This window comes from Coprococcus sp. AF99-45 (genome assembly GCF_027663865.1).
In the GTDB taxonomy this organism is placed as follows: Bacteria; Bacillota; Clostridia; order Lachnospirales; family Lachnospiraceae; genus Allocoprococcus; species Allocoprococcus comes.
On record NZ_JAQDGZ010000007.1, the window covers coordinates 49543 to 62760 of the forward strand.

General features: G+C 40.0%; 14 protein-coding genes. 3 read left to right on the plus strand and 11 right to left on the minus strand.

All coding sequences use genetic code 11. The annotated features are described in order from the left end of the window. Window positions 1-14: 14 nt before the first annotated feature. Together PGR14_RS07530 and PGR14_RS07535 are read left to right on the plus strand one after the other, a co-directional pair. The gene (locus tag PGR14_RS07530) at window positions 15-338 is read left to right on the plus strand and encodes a MobC family plasmid mobilization relaxosome protein (RefSeq protein WP_005344262.1); all 324 of its coding nucleotides are present in this window, start codon (window positions 15-17) and stop codon (window positions 336-338) included. After that, window positions 305-1684 carry a relaxase/mobilization nuclease domain-containing protein gene (locus tag PGR14_RS07535; RefSeq protein ID WP_270223200.1) on the plus strand — a complete coding sequence of 460 codons (1380 nt, stop codon included), beginning with the start codon at window positions 305-307 and terminating at the stop codon, window positions 1682-1684. The genes PGR14_RS07530 and PGR14_RS07535 overlap by 34 nt, the downstream gene beginning before the upstream one ends. Before the next feature lie 15 nt (window positions 1685-1699). Here the strand turns inward: PGR14_RS07535 and PGR14_RS07540 are convergent, their stop codons facing one another. Together PGR14_RS07540 and PGR14_RS07545 are read right to left on the minus strand one after the other, a co-directional pair. After that, window positions 1700-2092 (minus strand): hypothetical protein, encoded by a 393-nt coding sequence (locus PGR14_RS07540; protein WP_270213417.1) that lies wholly within the window; start codon window positions 2090-2092, stop codon window positions 1700-1702. Window positions 2093-2328: 236 nt separating this feature from the next. Next, window positions 2329-2595 (minus strand): hypothetical protein, encoded by a 267-nt coding sequence (locus PGR14_RS07545; RefSeq protein WP_270223201.1) that lies wholly within the window; start codon window positions 2593-2595, stop codon window positions 2329-2331. A 115-nt stretch (window positions 2596-2710) separates the two neighbouring features. Between PGR14_RS07545 and PGR14_RS07550 the strand changes: the two genes are divergently transcribed. Next, a complete protein-coding gene (locus tag PGR14_RS07550) occupies window positions 2711-2914 on the plus strand; it encodes a hypothetical protein (protein ID WP_117579891.1) in 204 nt (67 codons plus the stop codon). A 226-nt stretch (window positions 2915-3140) separates the two neighbouring features. Here the strand turns inward: PGR14_RS07550 and PGR14_RS07555 are convergent, their stop codons facing one another. The 9 genes from PGR14_RS07555 to PGR14_RS07595 all read right to left on the minus strand — a co-directional run bounded on the left by PGR14_RS07555 (window position 3141) and on the right by PGR14_RS07595 (window position 13210). Further along, a complete protein-coding gene (locus PGR14_RS07555; RefSeq protein ID WP_117484512.1) occupies window positions 3141-3464 on the minus strand; it encodes a hypothetical protein in 324 nt (107 codons plus the stop codon). 468 nt (window positions 3465-3932) lie between these two features. Beyond that, complete coding sequence (locus PGR14_RS07560; RefSeq protein ID WP_117579893.1) at window positions 3933-4232, minus strand: metal-dependent transcriptional regulator; 300 nt, start codon at window positions 4230-4232, stop codon at window positions 3933-3935. A 293-nt stretch (window positions 4233-4525) separates the two neighbouring features. Next, window positions 4526-5419: an alpha/beta hydrolase family protein gene (locus PGR14_RS07565; RefSeq protein WP_118364728.1), complete on the minus strand. Its 894-nt coding sequence runs from the start codon at window positions 5417-5419 to the stop codon at window positions 4526-4528. A gap of 340 nt (window positions 5420-5759) precedes the next feature. Further along, a complete protein-coding gene (locus PGR14_RS07570; protein WP_117484509.1) occupies window positions 5760-7508 on the minus strand; it encodes an ABC transporter ATP-binding protein in 1749 nt (582 codons plus the stop codon). Next, window positions 7501-9282: an ABC transporter ATP-binding protein gene (locus PGR14_RS07575; protein ID WP_270213419.1), complete on the minus strand. Its 1782-nt coding sequence runs from the start codon at window positions 9280-9282 to the stop codon at window positions 7501-7503. The genes PGR14_RS07570 and PGR14_RS07575 overlap by 8 nt, the downstream gene beginning before the upstream one ends. Window positions 9283-9402: 120 nt before the next feature. Next, window positions 9403-10260, minus strand: coding sequence for an AraC family transcriptional regulator (locus PGR14_RS07580; protein WP_015524564.1), 858 nt, complete (start codon window positions 10258-10260; stop codon window positions 9403-9405). Between the two features lie 94 nt (window positions 10261-10354). Continuing rightward, window positions 10355-11890, minus strand: a complete 1536-nt coding sequence (locus PGR14_RS07585; protein ID WP_117484506.1) for an ABC transporter ATP-binding protein — start codon at window positions 11888-11890, stop codon at window positions 10355-10357. Window positions 11891-11894: 4 nt separating this feature from the next. Beyond that, window positions 11895-12632: an energy-coupling factor transporter transmembrane component T gene (locus PGR14_RS07590; RefSeq protein WP_117484505.1), complete on the minus strand. Its 738-nt coding sequence runs from the start codon at window positions 12630-12632 to the stop codon at window positions 11895-11897. Further along, entirely contained in the window at window positions 12632-13210 is a 579-nt protein-coding gene (locus tag PGR14_RS07595) for an MptD family putative ECF transporter S component (protein WP_117484504.1), read from the minus strand. Before PGR14_RS07595 ends, PGR14_RS07590 begins: the two co-directional genes overlap by 1 nt. Window positions 13211-13218: the final 8 nt, after the last annotated feature.

The window sequence follows — 13218 nt, forward strand, 5'->3', positions numbered from 1 at the left end:
AGGAGAACACGCCAATGGCTGAAAGAAAGAGAAGCAAAGAAATCCATTTCTATGTCACAGAAGAAGAACGGAAGCTTATCCGCAGAAAGATGATTGAATCAAAGACCAAAAACATGGGAGCTTATCTTCGCAAAATGGCAATCGACGGTTACATCGTCAACACAGATACCACTCCACTGAAGAAACAGTATGAGGAAATGCACAAGATTGGTGTAAATATCAACCAGATTGCAAAAAAGGTAAATACCACCGGAGATCTATATCCGGAAGAAATGCAAGAATTGAAAGAGATGGTGAAAGAATTATGGCGTATCTTAAGATCTTCCCCATTAAAGTAACAGACAAGAAAGCTCTGGACTACATCACAAATCCAGATAAAACAGAAGAAAAACTGTTAGTTTCCAGTTTTGGCTGTTCCCCGGAAACTGCAGATCTTGAATTTTCTATGACTAGAGAAATGGCAAAAAAGAATGGAATGGATAAAGGTGATAACCTGGCATTTCATCTGATCCAGTCGTTCAAACCTGGAGAAGTTGATGCCGAAACAGCCCATCGCTTAGGACAGCAATTCGCAGATGAAGTACTAAAAGGAAAATATGAGTATGTGATCAGCACCCACGTTGACAAAAATCATATTCATAACCATATCATCTTCAACGCTGCAAGCTTTGTTGATTACCACAAATATGTTTCTAATAAGCGGAGCTACCATAAGCTCTGCAGAATCAGCAATCGTATCTGTCATGAAAATGGACTTGCCACCAGTATGCCAACCGGAGAAAAAGGCAAAGGTTATAAGGAGAACATGGAATATCATCGTGGCACCAGTTGGAAAGCCAAGCTACGTGTTGCAGTTGATAAAGCAATCTGGACTTCCATCAACTATGAGGAATTTTTACAAAAAATGCAGTTAGCCGGATATGAAGTCCGACAGGGAAAACACCTGTCCTTCCGTGCACCGGAACAGAAAAACTTCACTTATATGAAATCTCTTGGAAGCTATTATTCAGAAGAAAATGTCCGCATCCGTCTGTCAAAAAATCGTAACAAAGTAAAAGCTCCAAGGCATCTGTCCAGAGAAGCTCGCCTGTATATCAATATCTCCACGTATGTTACAACCGGCGATCGAGAAGGATTTGAACGATGGGCGAAATTAAGTAATCTAAAAGTGGCAGCCCGCACCTTCAACTATCTTTCCGAAAATAACCTGCTGAATTATGAAGATTTCAAGCAGCACGTTTTCGATATTGAAAATTCTATTAAAGCAACAGATCAGCGGATTGAAGAAATCAACACTGAACTTGGGACCAAAAAACTTATTCAAAAGCATTGTGATTCTTACCGACGCTGCCGTAAAGTTATTGAAGATTGCAAATCTGTCAAAAATCCAAAAGCATACCGCACCGGGCATCAGGCAGAATACCAACTTCACGATTCATTAAAAAAAGAGCTTCAGGATCTGGGCGTTACCAGAATCCCAAGCTCTGAAAAAATCCAAAAGCAGATTGAAAATCTTGAATCGGAACAGTCTGCCGCTGTCCGGGAAAAACAAGAATTACAGAAAAAACAAAAGACACTGGATATCATTCAGCAGAATTTCACTGCACTGCTCGATGCTCCTGAGATCAGTTCAGACTTACTTCCGGCAAAAAAGGAACCTGTTTCTGTCACAAGAGAAAAATAAGATTGCACTGGCAACTCACTCATTTTCTTCCAAATCTTCCCAAGGTTTCAAATCCTTTTCCTCCCAGGTGACACCATACGGTGCACCTCCGGAGGTATAACCAGCAATACAGAAAAATCTGTCATCTTGCAAGATCTCTTCTTTGGTCAGATTATCTCTTGCTTCTTTTTTCCGTTTTGCTCGCCTCTGTTTCCTCTTTTGTTTCGCAACAGCTGCTTTTTCTTCCGGCGTTTTCCTATCTCCTTTTGCCATAAATGTTTCTAGTGTAATTCCACTCTGAATGTCTTTTAGTATACGAGTTTCATACCCTGGTTCACGTTTCTCAACAATTCTATAAAACTCTTCATATTCTGTTTTGGGAGCGATTGCTTTAACTGCTACAAATAAGCTTTTGCAAATATCATTCATTTCAGCAACATCCGGCATTCGCTGATTTTCAAGATAGAACTTCAAGTACATCTTGTATGTTTTATCTGCTATTGTACTCTTCTGTTTTTGTTTTAGATTTTTATAGCTTCTGTTATTCCTCTACATCTATACTTCCTCATCTGCCTTCTTTCTCCCGTGCCATCAAAAGCATTTTTTCAAAAGACTGAGCGAATCTTTCATTGTGAACTTCCAGAAATTTTACAACTAAATCCAACCTATATCCATTCATCGACATTCCGAATCAAGTCAATGATTTCATCCAATGAACGCTCGCTTTCCACGTATGCATCATACAACGCCTGCTTTGCCCTCTCGATTTTCCGTTCCGGATGTCGTTCATCCAACAGTGTGTAAAGCTCCTCAGCAAGAACACTGTATTCCTTATCTTTTTCCTGAAGTCTTTCAATTTTTCTGTCCAGAGCTTCTATGTAATAATCCGACCTCCGTGTCCCATAGTCTTGACTGAGATGTTTTTCGAGCATTCCGGGAAGCTTGTGCTCTTTCAATACATTTTGGATCACAATATATGTTCCGATCCGGAGGACGCAGCTCCGATAAGCTTCAGGGCGTTCCTCCGGCATAGGAGAGTCGGGAAAGATGTCAGTCAGAAAACTTTTTATTTGGGTACATCATTTCCGGATGGTTTGGATCAAGTTTTCCGATGCTGACCCGCACAGGGATCGTGTATTTCTTTTCCGGGTAATACGTGCGACCGGTTTCGAACTGAATGTATGTGAGATTTCCTTTTTTCATCCGGGTAATTTTTCCCTGTGCTTTGGAATCGGCACCGTAAAACTGTAGTACATGTGAACCTCCTTTAGTATGATATTTACACTAAGGAGGCCCACATTTCCAAGAAAAAATTCAATCAGAAAGTGCGTAAAATCAAGGAATTTGGCAAGTTTTTCCTGCTTCGTTTTTGCTTTAATGCGAAGTACACGAAGAATTCACAATTGTATGAATGGCTTTTTTTTAATCTCTATCCATTAGGCCTTGGAACACTCAAATTACCCCTATCAAATATTAACTAATAGTATTTTCTGAATATTGCGTTTTCCTGCAACTTCTTTTCGTAATCTACTGAATTCTCCAGCTTCATCCCAATCTCCAGATCAATATCTTCATGCTCGCCATTGCTCGCAAAAAAATACTTTTTCCCTGTCCGAAGGTTCTTTCGGATTGTTTCATACTGGAACCGGACTTCATAAAACGGGATAATGACCTGCATATTTAATATCTGCTTTGAATGCAGGTTCTTCACAAAATCCCTGTATTCCTGCGTTGCCGGAATTGTTCCTCCAATTGCCTCCTGAGCAAATTCACAGCAGTCGGCAAATTCATGGATATGCACGTTTTCACTCCTTTCTCCACTGTCCTTCTTTGATCATTTTCCAAAAGCACAAAAAAGGAACGTAAACACTCCTTTCTCGCTCCACATCATTTTCTTTGTTTTTTAGTTTTCATTTTGTTTCCCGCATTCCTGCTCGTTTATAATCAATCAAAGGTTGTTCTTGTCTTCCCTCCTTCCGCCAGCCTGAACATAAAAAAAACACCAAAAAACAATTCTTTGCTTTTTGATGTCAATTCTGTCTTTTCAGGCTAATTCCTGAACCAATATTACAGAAGCCCGAACAGACTTCTTCGGTGCGTTTCGCACAATCTGCTTTCAAATCCCGGATCATTTCGAGATGAAATTTCTTATTCAGGATATTCCCCGAATGAAACTGTTTACGCATTTATCACGGCACTAGATTTTGTTTTCGTCAACATTTTCAAGTACAATATATTGATATTTTTGCACTAAATGGTATTCATAGTACTACAAAAGATATAGCAGCAATAGCTTAATATCCAGCATTGCTAACGGTTCCGGGGTGCATTCATATTTTTGAACAATTCTTTTAATTTTTTGAAAGCTCTCTTCAGATAAATCATGTTCCATCTTACAAACCTCCTTTTGCGCCAGTTTATCATCAATTCCGGCTGAAACCAATAACTCATAAGAGAAGCAATGTTTTTCATAAATTTCTTTCGCACATTCACTTCCTTTTTGAGTCAGACTAAGAATACCCTTGTCATCTTTTTGAACCATTTTCTCATCAATCAAAATTTTTACCATATTCGTAACACTTGGTTTACTGTATCCGAGAAAATCTGCAAGATTGATTGAACGTACCTCTGATAACTTTTTTGTAATAGATATAAAGCTTCTAAGTAATCTTCTGCTGATTCATGTAATGCCATTAAGCACCTCCTATCTTTTGCCTGACTAATTTTTTTGATAAATTTCCTTTGAAAAACTATCTTACTGCACCGGAACACAATATCTCTTATTTTGTTGCAACAGCAAAATGCAGTGAAAAACTATTATTATCCCTTATTTTTTTGTATGCAATTAATACATTAATTCATTTAAGTGTCTTTAATGTATTCTTTTATCACTTCAAATATCTCTTTGTTTATTACTATATCCTTTTCGTTTTCAATCCTTGTAGGATAATGACCTCTATTCTTTTCCAACAAAAATTCAGCCTGGTTATTGATAATATCTTTCCGTAAACTATATAACGAATTATTTACTTCGACTTGATCATCTTTAGCCCCCTGTATAATTAACACAGGTTTTTGATATTTATTAACGCCATCTTTTCCACTAAGTAATGCATACTTACCAAATTGAATCTTTTCAAATACAGCTATCCAAAACTGTAATAAATATGCAAAACATTTCATGTTTTTTTGCATACACATTCTCACAAATTTATTTGGAACATCAAAGGCCGATATTATAATTGCCTTATTCAAATTTTCTTTCTGTATATTCAACAATGCCGCCACAGCATATGCACCTGTACTATGCCCAAATGCGATAATTTTATCTAGTCCTTGTTTTTTTAAATATAGTACAGCATTTTGGGCATCTATAATAAACTGTGCAAATCCCTTTATATTTTCTCCTTCACTTTCACCACATCCTGTCATATCATAAGAAAATACAAGGTATCCACAGTTTACCAGTTCACATATTTCTGGCATATAAGCATTATACGTAACTCCATACCCATTCACAAGCAAAACAACCTTATTATTAACTTTATTTTGATTAATTCCATAGAAATATCCTGTTAATTTATTTTTTCCCGAATAAAATTCTATTTTTTTTCTTCTGGGAATATCTGATTTTTTATCCGCTTCACAAATATCTATTCTCTTTCCAAACTGCATACGATACATTATGAACGTAAGCAAAAAACTCAAAGCAAGAATAATAAATGCCAATAAGATAATAATAATTATTATTTTCATGATAACCTCTTACTAATATTTAGGTATGCCGTTTCATTAGGAAAGCAAATTTTTCATTATTATAATTATAATTTTTTGCTTTCCTAAAATACCAACGACATATTAAATTAATCCAAACTTAACACCGCACTCTGCAAGCAGTCATAATCCATAAACAAACAATGTGCAGAATACTCCTTGCATCTCAAGAACACAAATTGCACAACAATGTTTATAAATGACTTTTTTTAATCTCAATACATTATGCCAGAAAACACACAAAACCTCAAATCACTCCTATCAAATATTAACCAATGGTATTTTCTGAATATTGCATTTTCCTGCAACTTCTTTTCGTAATCTACTGAATTCTCCAACCTTCAGCCTGCTCACGAATACTAATAAAATCTCGATAGGTTCCTTTTTGTTTCAGTAATTCTTTATGAGTTCCTTTCTGCACTACCGTTCCTCCATCAATAACGAGAATCTGATCCGCATTTTCAATCGTTGCTAACCTATGGGCAATCGTTATGATTGTTTTACCATGTGTTAGAGCAGAAATAGCTTCCTGAATCAAATGCTCGTTCTCTGGATCAATACTGGCTGTTGCCTCATCCAAAATAACAATTGAAGCATCTTTTAACATGGCTCTTGCAATCGAAATCCGCTGCTTTTCGCCGCCAGAGAGGGACGAACCACCCTCACCAATTACGGTATCATACCCATTTGGCAGGGCCATGATAAAATCATGGCAGCGCGCTTTTTTTGCGGCAGCAATGATCTGTTCCTCCGTAGCATCTGGGCTGCCGAATTTAATATTGTTGCGAATCGTATCCCGAAACAGATACACATTCTGGAACACCATACTGATGTTCTTTAACAGACTATCGCAGGTAAATTCACGAATATCTGTTCCACCCAAAGTAATTGTTCCGGCATTAACATCATAAAAGCGGGCGATCAGACTACATAGGGTAGATTTTCCGCTTCCAGAGGGGCCTACAATCGCTGTTGTGGTATTCTGAGGAATCCTGAAATTTACATCATGCAGCACAATCCTTTTATCATAACCAAAGGACACATCCTGAAAGGCGATGTCATAAGAAGTCGGCGTAATATCTTTTCCGTTCTGGTCAATATAATCTGCATTTTCCAGAGATTCCAGCTTGTTCATAGCTGAATCTATAAGCCCCAACATGTGCGCCGCATCGTTAACGTTTTCCACACTTCCAAAAACCACGAAAGAAAACAGGACAAACATCAGGAAATAGGCAAGGCTCATTTGCCCTTCAAGAGCCTGCCATGCACAGATGAATACAATTCCCATCGATGCCAGTTTCAAGGCAAACAGATGCAAACAATTAAATGGCGTATAGCCTTTTTCTACTCTGATATGAATATCTTTCAAATCTTTATTTGCGTTGCGGAAACTCTCAATAGAAGCGCCTTCCTGTCCGAAAGATTTGACAATGGGCAGGCCCCGAATATATTCAATCGCAGCGCCGGACATATCCTCCATCGCACGATGTGTTATAACGGCTGTCTTTTCGCTGTGCCTACTGATTCCATGCAAAGCTAATGCAGAAAGTACAACACCTACGGTCGAAATGACTGCCGCGACACGACTAAAGAAAATGAAACAAAGGAGAATCGCGATAAACTTTGCATAACCATTGATGATAATATCCACCATCTTCATTCCCTGTAATTCAAGCGTGGATAGTTCCGTAGTAACACCTGTTAGTATATCCCCGACACTGTTCTGCGAAAAATAGCCCAAAGGAACCCTTTTCAGCACATCACCCAAATGAATTCGCTGCTGGGAAGCCACTTCATAACCGATACTTTCCTGCAAAACTGCCCGAAGATAAGAGAGCAGAAAGTTAAGCGCAATCGAACCTATGATGAGCAAAAGCATCTGCCAGATCAAGGATGACTCTATCATACTGCCTGCCCAATATGCCGCTATTGCTTTATCCAGAGCATAAGCGGCACCCATTGTGGGGATCGCAGTGGATAAGCTGCTGAAAAAGGAAAAGACGGAACCAAGATAGAGGCGCCTCTTATATTTTCCAGACCATCGAATAATCCGTTTCATGGACTTAAACATTGGAAGCCACCTCCTTTTTTTCACTCACAGACCAGTTCTTTGCCCCGATATGTGCTTTCCACATCTCCGCATAAAGCGTACAGCGTTCCAATAATTCTTGCTGTTTTCCGCAATCTACTATCTGGCCTTTCTTCAAGACAATAATCTGATCTGCGTTCTGAATGGTAGAAAGACGATGGGCAATTACAAGCAGGGTCTTGCCTTTTGACAACGCCATAATAGACTTCTGGATTTTATCCTCGTTCTGTGGGTCAGTAAATGCTGTGGCCTCGTCCAGAATAACAATCGGAGCATTTTTAAGAATTGCTCTTGCAATCGCAATCCGCTGTTTTTCACCGCCAGACAACCGCTTTCCGGCATCGCCGGCAGGCGTATCATATCCTTTATCCAGACGAACAATAAATTCATCACAGCAGGCTGCTTTTGCTGCCGCATATACTTCTTCATCCGTAGCATTCGGATCTCCGAGACGAATATTTTCCTTTAAGGAACAGTTAAACAGAAAATTATCCTGCGTCACAAAACTGACCAACTCGGAAAGCTGACGTATGGACAGTTCTTTGATATTTTTCCCGCCTATGGTAATGCTGCCGCCTGTCACATCCCAAAATCTCGCAATCAGACGGGCAACAGTTGATTTACCGCCGCCAGACGGCCCTACAAGTGCTGTAAAACTACCCTCTGGCATTTTCAGGCATACATTACGCAACACTTCATTTTGTTCAGAACCGTCATATGAGAAAGTGACATGATCCAAAACAATATCATTATGAGGAATTGACACTGCTTTTCCCGAATCTGGCAGCACAGGCAGGTTCAAAAGCTCATTTGCTGCTTCCACCGCATATTCCATAGACTTTGCTTCATTAATGAAAGTAGTTGCTTTCATTAATGGTCCAACAATGCTGAGAGAAAGGATAATCCCCATTGCAAGCTCCGCAGGGGAGATATTTCCATTTTGAACCAGCAAAAGACCGACAGGAAGAACCCCTAGGAGCGTTGTCGGCATAATTGCCATCATCAAGTTCATGGTTTTCCATGTACTCTTAAACCATGCCAGAGTAAAGTCCTTGAATGACTGGACAGCACCAACAAATTTTTCATAAGAGCTTGTGCTTTGGTTAAAAGCCTTTACAACCTCGATACCTTCCACATACTCGATAATGATACTGTTGACATGGTTATTTGCCTCCATATAAGCGGCATACTGGCTATTATAATTCCTCATCAGGAAAAACATAGGAATCATAGCCAGTATCGGAGCAATCAATACCGCCAATCCCATGCGCCAGTCGATGACCAGCATCCAGATAAAAATTGCAATAGGGAGCAGAAGGTTAGAGGTCAATTCTGGGATCATGTGCGCCAAAGGCGGCTCTAAATCCTCAACTTTATCCATGATTATGTTTTTCAGATAGCCGATTCGCCGCCCCATCACCTCGCCAAGAGGAGCTTTCATCAGTCGATCCGCAATTTTCAGACGGATTCCTTCCAAAATAGTATAGGCTGAAATATGCGCCAGGATCGTAGAAGTTCCATAGCAGAAAACCCGTATCAAATAGCCTGCCGTCCCAACCATGCACCAAATCAGAATACAATTTAATGTTACAGTTCGGTTGATAAATGCCAGCAGGATTTCATATACAGCCCAAAAAGGAATAAACCCTCCGGCAACACTCAAGATAGCACATAACACTGAGAGGGTCATTTTCCCTTTGCATGGCTCGGCAAAGGAAAACAGAATTTTAACCCAGTTATCTTTTTGTTGTTCCATTACAATCACCTTCCTTCTTTTTAGCCAGCAAAGAAAAAGGATGGGTAGTCCTTGCTAACCATCCTCATTGTAACAGTATTCGATTCTTCTTTCCTCTCCAAAACGGCATTTATGCACCATTTAGAAAAAAGATTTTCGGTACTCCATAGGCGTTTGTCCCATCACCTGACGAAAGGCCGTTGCAAATTTACTGGGACTTTCATATCCGACAGCTCCGGCAATTTCTGCAATCCCCTTTTTGGAATCCTGCCTGAGCATTGTAGCAGCGATATTCATTCGATAACGGCGAAGATAAGAATACATGGAATCTCCGTAAACCTCTTTGAAACAGTTTTTCATGCCCGTCAATGAAATCTGGAACCGTTCAGCCAATTCATCCATTGTATAATGCTCTTGCAAATCCGTTGTAATCAGGTCGTGGATTGCTTTTATTTTCTCTACCTGCCCTTTATAAAAATAAGGACGTTCCTCTTTGGACTCGGAAATTTGCAAAGCGTCCAGATACAAAAGTAGTTCCAGTGCCTTTACTTTATAGTAGTCTCCTTTGATTTGCTGCGGGACAAAGTAAAGTTCTGAAAAAATATGTTCAATTCCCGGCTCATTATGAATAACAAACGGTTTCTTGTCGTTACAATACTTCTTTTGAAGTTCATATAAATCAACCGAAAACCCGCCAAAAAAATCTCTGAGGGCTGGCACAGCAATTTCCAAATCAAACCCGAGCGTCATCCCGTGGTAATGGCAAAGCGGAAAGCAAACTCGTCCCGAATGGAAACGCCTGTTATCAACTCGCATTTCATGCTCCTGTAAATAGCCATAAGCATGATTGCCAATTTCGTTTTCGATTCGTCCCTCCCGGCAATGGTCGATATAGAGAAGCGAACTGCCTGTACTACTCTGAAAATGAGAAACGCATTCTTTTAGGTGCATATCACTATACATCACAAAAGCGCCATCAAAAATTTTGTGAGCTGTCATTGTCCCTTCGCCGCTTTCGTCAAAAATTTGCAGGACAACACAATCCTCAGTTTCAATGACATTTTTTACATTTGATCCGCAATTTATTTTACCATCAAACAGTTTGATTTCCGCCGCCCCCTTCCAGTATAAAGAAGTTTAATAGCCGTTCTCGTCCTTCCATATCCCAGAGGGAATAGCTTTCTTCCAGCATTCCGTTTTCCAGATGAATCACATGATTGCAGCATCTAAGTATAAATTCCGGGTCGTGGGTCACAATCATAACTGTTTTTCCTGAATTAGCAAGCTCTTTGACCGAATCGGCTACCTGTCTCATATGAAAAAGATCAAGCCCGCTGGTAGGTTCATCAAATAAAATCAGAGGACGTTCAGAAGCAATTGCTGATGCAATAGCTACACGTTGTTTTTGTCCTCCTGACAGTCCCATCGGATGACAGTTCTTGTACGGGAGTAAATCCATTTCATTCAGAATGGCTTCTGCCCTTGCTATATTTTCAGGAGAATCGTCCGAATCCTTTTCCGGCATACTCAGTAAAACTTCTTCTAAAACACTCTCAGTAAAAAGCTGGTGGTTCACATCCTGCATAACCATATAGCATATTTTCAGACGCTTTTTACCTGCATAGGATATGCCGTCTTTTTCAAGAATTCCTTTACATCGTTTTTCCAATCCACACAAGCAACGGGATAGTGTTGTTTTTCCCGCTCCATTATGCCCGATGACCGCCGTTACATTTCCAGCAGGAATCTCAACTTCTTCCAAGCGAAGCGTTTCCGGCTGATTTTTGTACGCAAAACGGAAATGGTTAAGTTTCCACATTCCCCGTCCTTGATGCAGACCGACAGGATCAATGTCTGCAAAGTCACACAAACCCAGTGGCCTTAATCCCATTTTAGCCTTTTCTGATGCCGGAATCAACTGAAATTCCGACAAATTATAGTCCCCTTGTATTTCTCCATTGCTTAAATAGATAATCCTGTCAGCTAAATCATAAAGATAATAAAGCCGATGCTCCGCAATGATGATAGTTTTTCCCTGTGCTTTTAGTATTTTCAACAATTCCTGAAAGTCAGCTATGGAATAGGCATCAAGATTGGAAGATGGTTCGTCCAAAACAAAAATATCCGGTTCCACAGCAGCGGCAGAACCACAAGCGATTTTTTGCTTTTCTCCGCCCGACAGGGAAAAAACACTTCTATCCAACAGTTTTATAAGATTTAACTGCTTGGAAACGCGCTCCACCCGTTCCAGTATATCTTCCTCGGCTAGCCCATGATTTTCACATCCAAAAGCAATTTCACTGGTCGTGTCCACATTAAAAAACTGAGAACGTGGATTCTGAAAAACAGAACCCACTTTTTTTGATATATCAAATAACGACAGGCTACTCATATCTTTGCCATCGAGTATGACTCTACCTTCCAGCTTGCCATCGTAATAGTGCGGAATCAGGCCATTAAACAAACGAGTTAATGTAGTTTTGCCGCATCCTGATGTTCCGCAGAGCAACACGAAATCTCCATCATTAATAGACAGGTCTATATTTTTCAGCGTTCCATGTACTTCACGTTCTCCGTCGATACTTTCATTTGAAGGGTAGGAAAAAGAAACTTTTTTACATTCAATCATAATCCTACCTCCCTGCAATCATTGTTGCAATCGGAATAGCAAAAGCCACTGCACACAATAACAAGAAAAGAATATCCTGCACATGAAAACCGATTTCGCAGATATTTGTTCTCTTAACCGGTCCGCCCAATCCTCTCGTCAGGGCTGCAGCACTTAATTCTTCCCCAATCTTAACAGAACACATAATTACAGGAACAAGCCTATATTCCAACATTGCACCTGCTTTGCCTCCGCCGAAGCGAATCCCTCGCATTTTCATAGCATCGCCTATCGCATTATATTCCTCAACAACTGTTGGGAAAAAGCGGAATATAACAGACATTGGAATAATAATTTGCTCCGGCAAATGCAGCTTCTTCATGGCAGCAACAAATTCACTGACGGTGGTTGTTTTGACTGTAATGTATCCCATCATAATTCCCGGAACAAACCTCATTAAAAAGCCACAAACTGCAGCAACAAAAAAACTTGGCAGTCCTGACAAGTACGGGAGTGACAGTATTTGCAGTAGATAGCTGCCACCGTACAAGGCAAAATAGATACATGACCCCTTCCATGCCCCTTCGGTCAGCATCAATATCAGAGGAACTGCCGACAAAACAGGAGCGAACTGTCTGGAATTTACACCAATGCCTCCACTTAAAACAAAGACGGAAATTGTGATAAGCAAAGCGAGTTTCGTCCGGGGGTCTAACAGTATTCCTCTGCCGCTTTTCTGACTTGCTAATAACTCCTGACGCATTATGCAATACCTGCCCTTTTGAAGTGTTTCTTAAAAATCTTCTGTCCGATGATACCGCCAATCACGCCGCAGACAAAACCGGCAATCAAAAGAAGCGGAAGTGTATATGCACTGATATACCCCATAATCGCATCGGCATATTCCTGACTATAGCCAGTAATCAAATCTTGGTAATAGCTGTCCCTTGTTACAACAATAGGAATATAATTACCAATAATCCACATCGAGAAAACCCCATGAGAAATGATCCCTTTCTTTGCGCTCTTATAATCGCCGGACTTCAAGATTAGATCAGCCAGAACACCAAAAACAAAACCGGTAATAATACTCCAATATCCCATACCTGTGAGCAGCATCAAAATACCACAGATCAAACCGGTCAGAGACACCATTCCAAACTTTTGGATTTTAGAATAGTACAGCATCATAACAATGCCGGCAATAAGCGGCGCAATCGCAATCAGCAGTGGCAAAAAAATAGGGATAAAACCCAACATAGCAACGGCCATAAATACCACGAAATAAATTGCAGTAAAGATTCCAACGTTAATAAGGTCTTTTCCTTGTAGTTTCTTCATTATAACAT

Excerpts from the sequence above, each read along its gene's own strand:
- PGR14_RS07530 (WP_005344262.1), top strand. The coding sequence starts at position 15 with ATGGCTGAAAGAAAGAGAAGCAAAGAAATCCATTTCTATGTCACAGAA.
- PGR14_RS07535 (WP_270223200.1), top strand. The coding sequence starts at position 305 with ATGGCGTATCTTAAGATCTTCCCCATTAAAGTAACAGACAAGAAAGCT.
- PGR14_RS07540 (WP_270213417.1), bottom strand. The coding sequence starts at position 2,092 with ATGAATGATATTTGCAAAAGCTTATTTGTAGCAGTTAAAGCAATCGCT.
- PGR14_RS07545 (WP_270223201.1), bottom strand. The coding sequence starts at position 2,595 with ATGCTCGAAAAACATCTCAGTCAAGACTATGGGACACGGAGGTCGGAT.
- PGR14_RS07550 (WP_117579891.1), top strand. The coding sequence starts at position 2,711 with ATGTCAGTCAGAAAACTTTTTATTTGGGTACATCATTTCCGGATGGTT.
- PGR14_RS07560 (WP_117579893.1), bottom strand. The coding sequence starts at position 4,232 with ATGGTAAAAATTTTGATTGATGAGAAAATGGTTCAAAAAGATGACAAG.
- PGR14_RS07565 (WP_118364728.1), bottom strand. The coding sequence starts at position 5,419 with ATGAAAATAATAATTATTATTATCTTATTGGCATTTATTATTCTTGCT.
- PGR14_RS07570 (WP_117484509.1), bottom strand. The coding sequence starts at position 7,508 with ATGTTTAAGTCCATGAAACGGATTATTCGATGGTCTGGAAAATATAAG.
- PGR14_RS07575 (WP_270213419.1), bottom strand. The coding sequence starts at position 9,282 with ATGGAACAACAAAAAGATAACTGGGTTAAAATTCTGTTTTCCTTTGCC.
- PGR14_RS07580 (WP_015524564.1), bottom strand. The coding sequence starts at position 10,260 with ATGACAGCTCACAAAATTTTTGATGGCGCTTTTGTGATGTATAGTGAT.
- PGR14_RS07585 (WP_117484506.1), bottom strand. The coding sequence starts at position 11,890 with ATGATTGAATGTAAAAAAGTTTCTTTTTCCTACCCTTCAAATGAAAGT.
- PGR14_RS07590 (WP_117484505.1), bottom strand. The coding sequence starts at position 12,632 with ATGCGTCAGGAGTTATTAGCAAGTCAGAAAAGCGGCAGAGGAATACTG.
- PGR14_RS07595 (WP_117484504.1), bottom strand. The coding sequence starts at position 13,210 with ATGAAGAAACTACAAGGAAAAGACCTTATTAACGTTGGAATCTTTACT.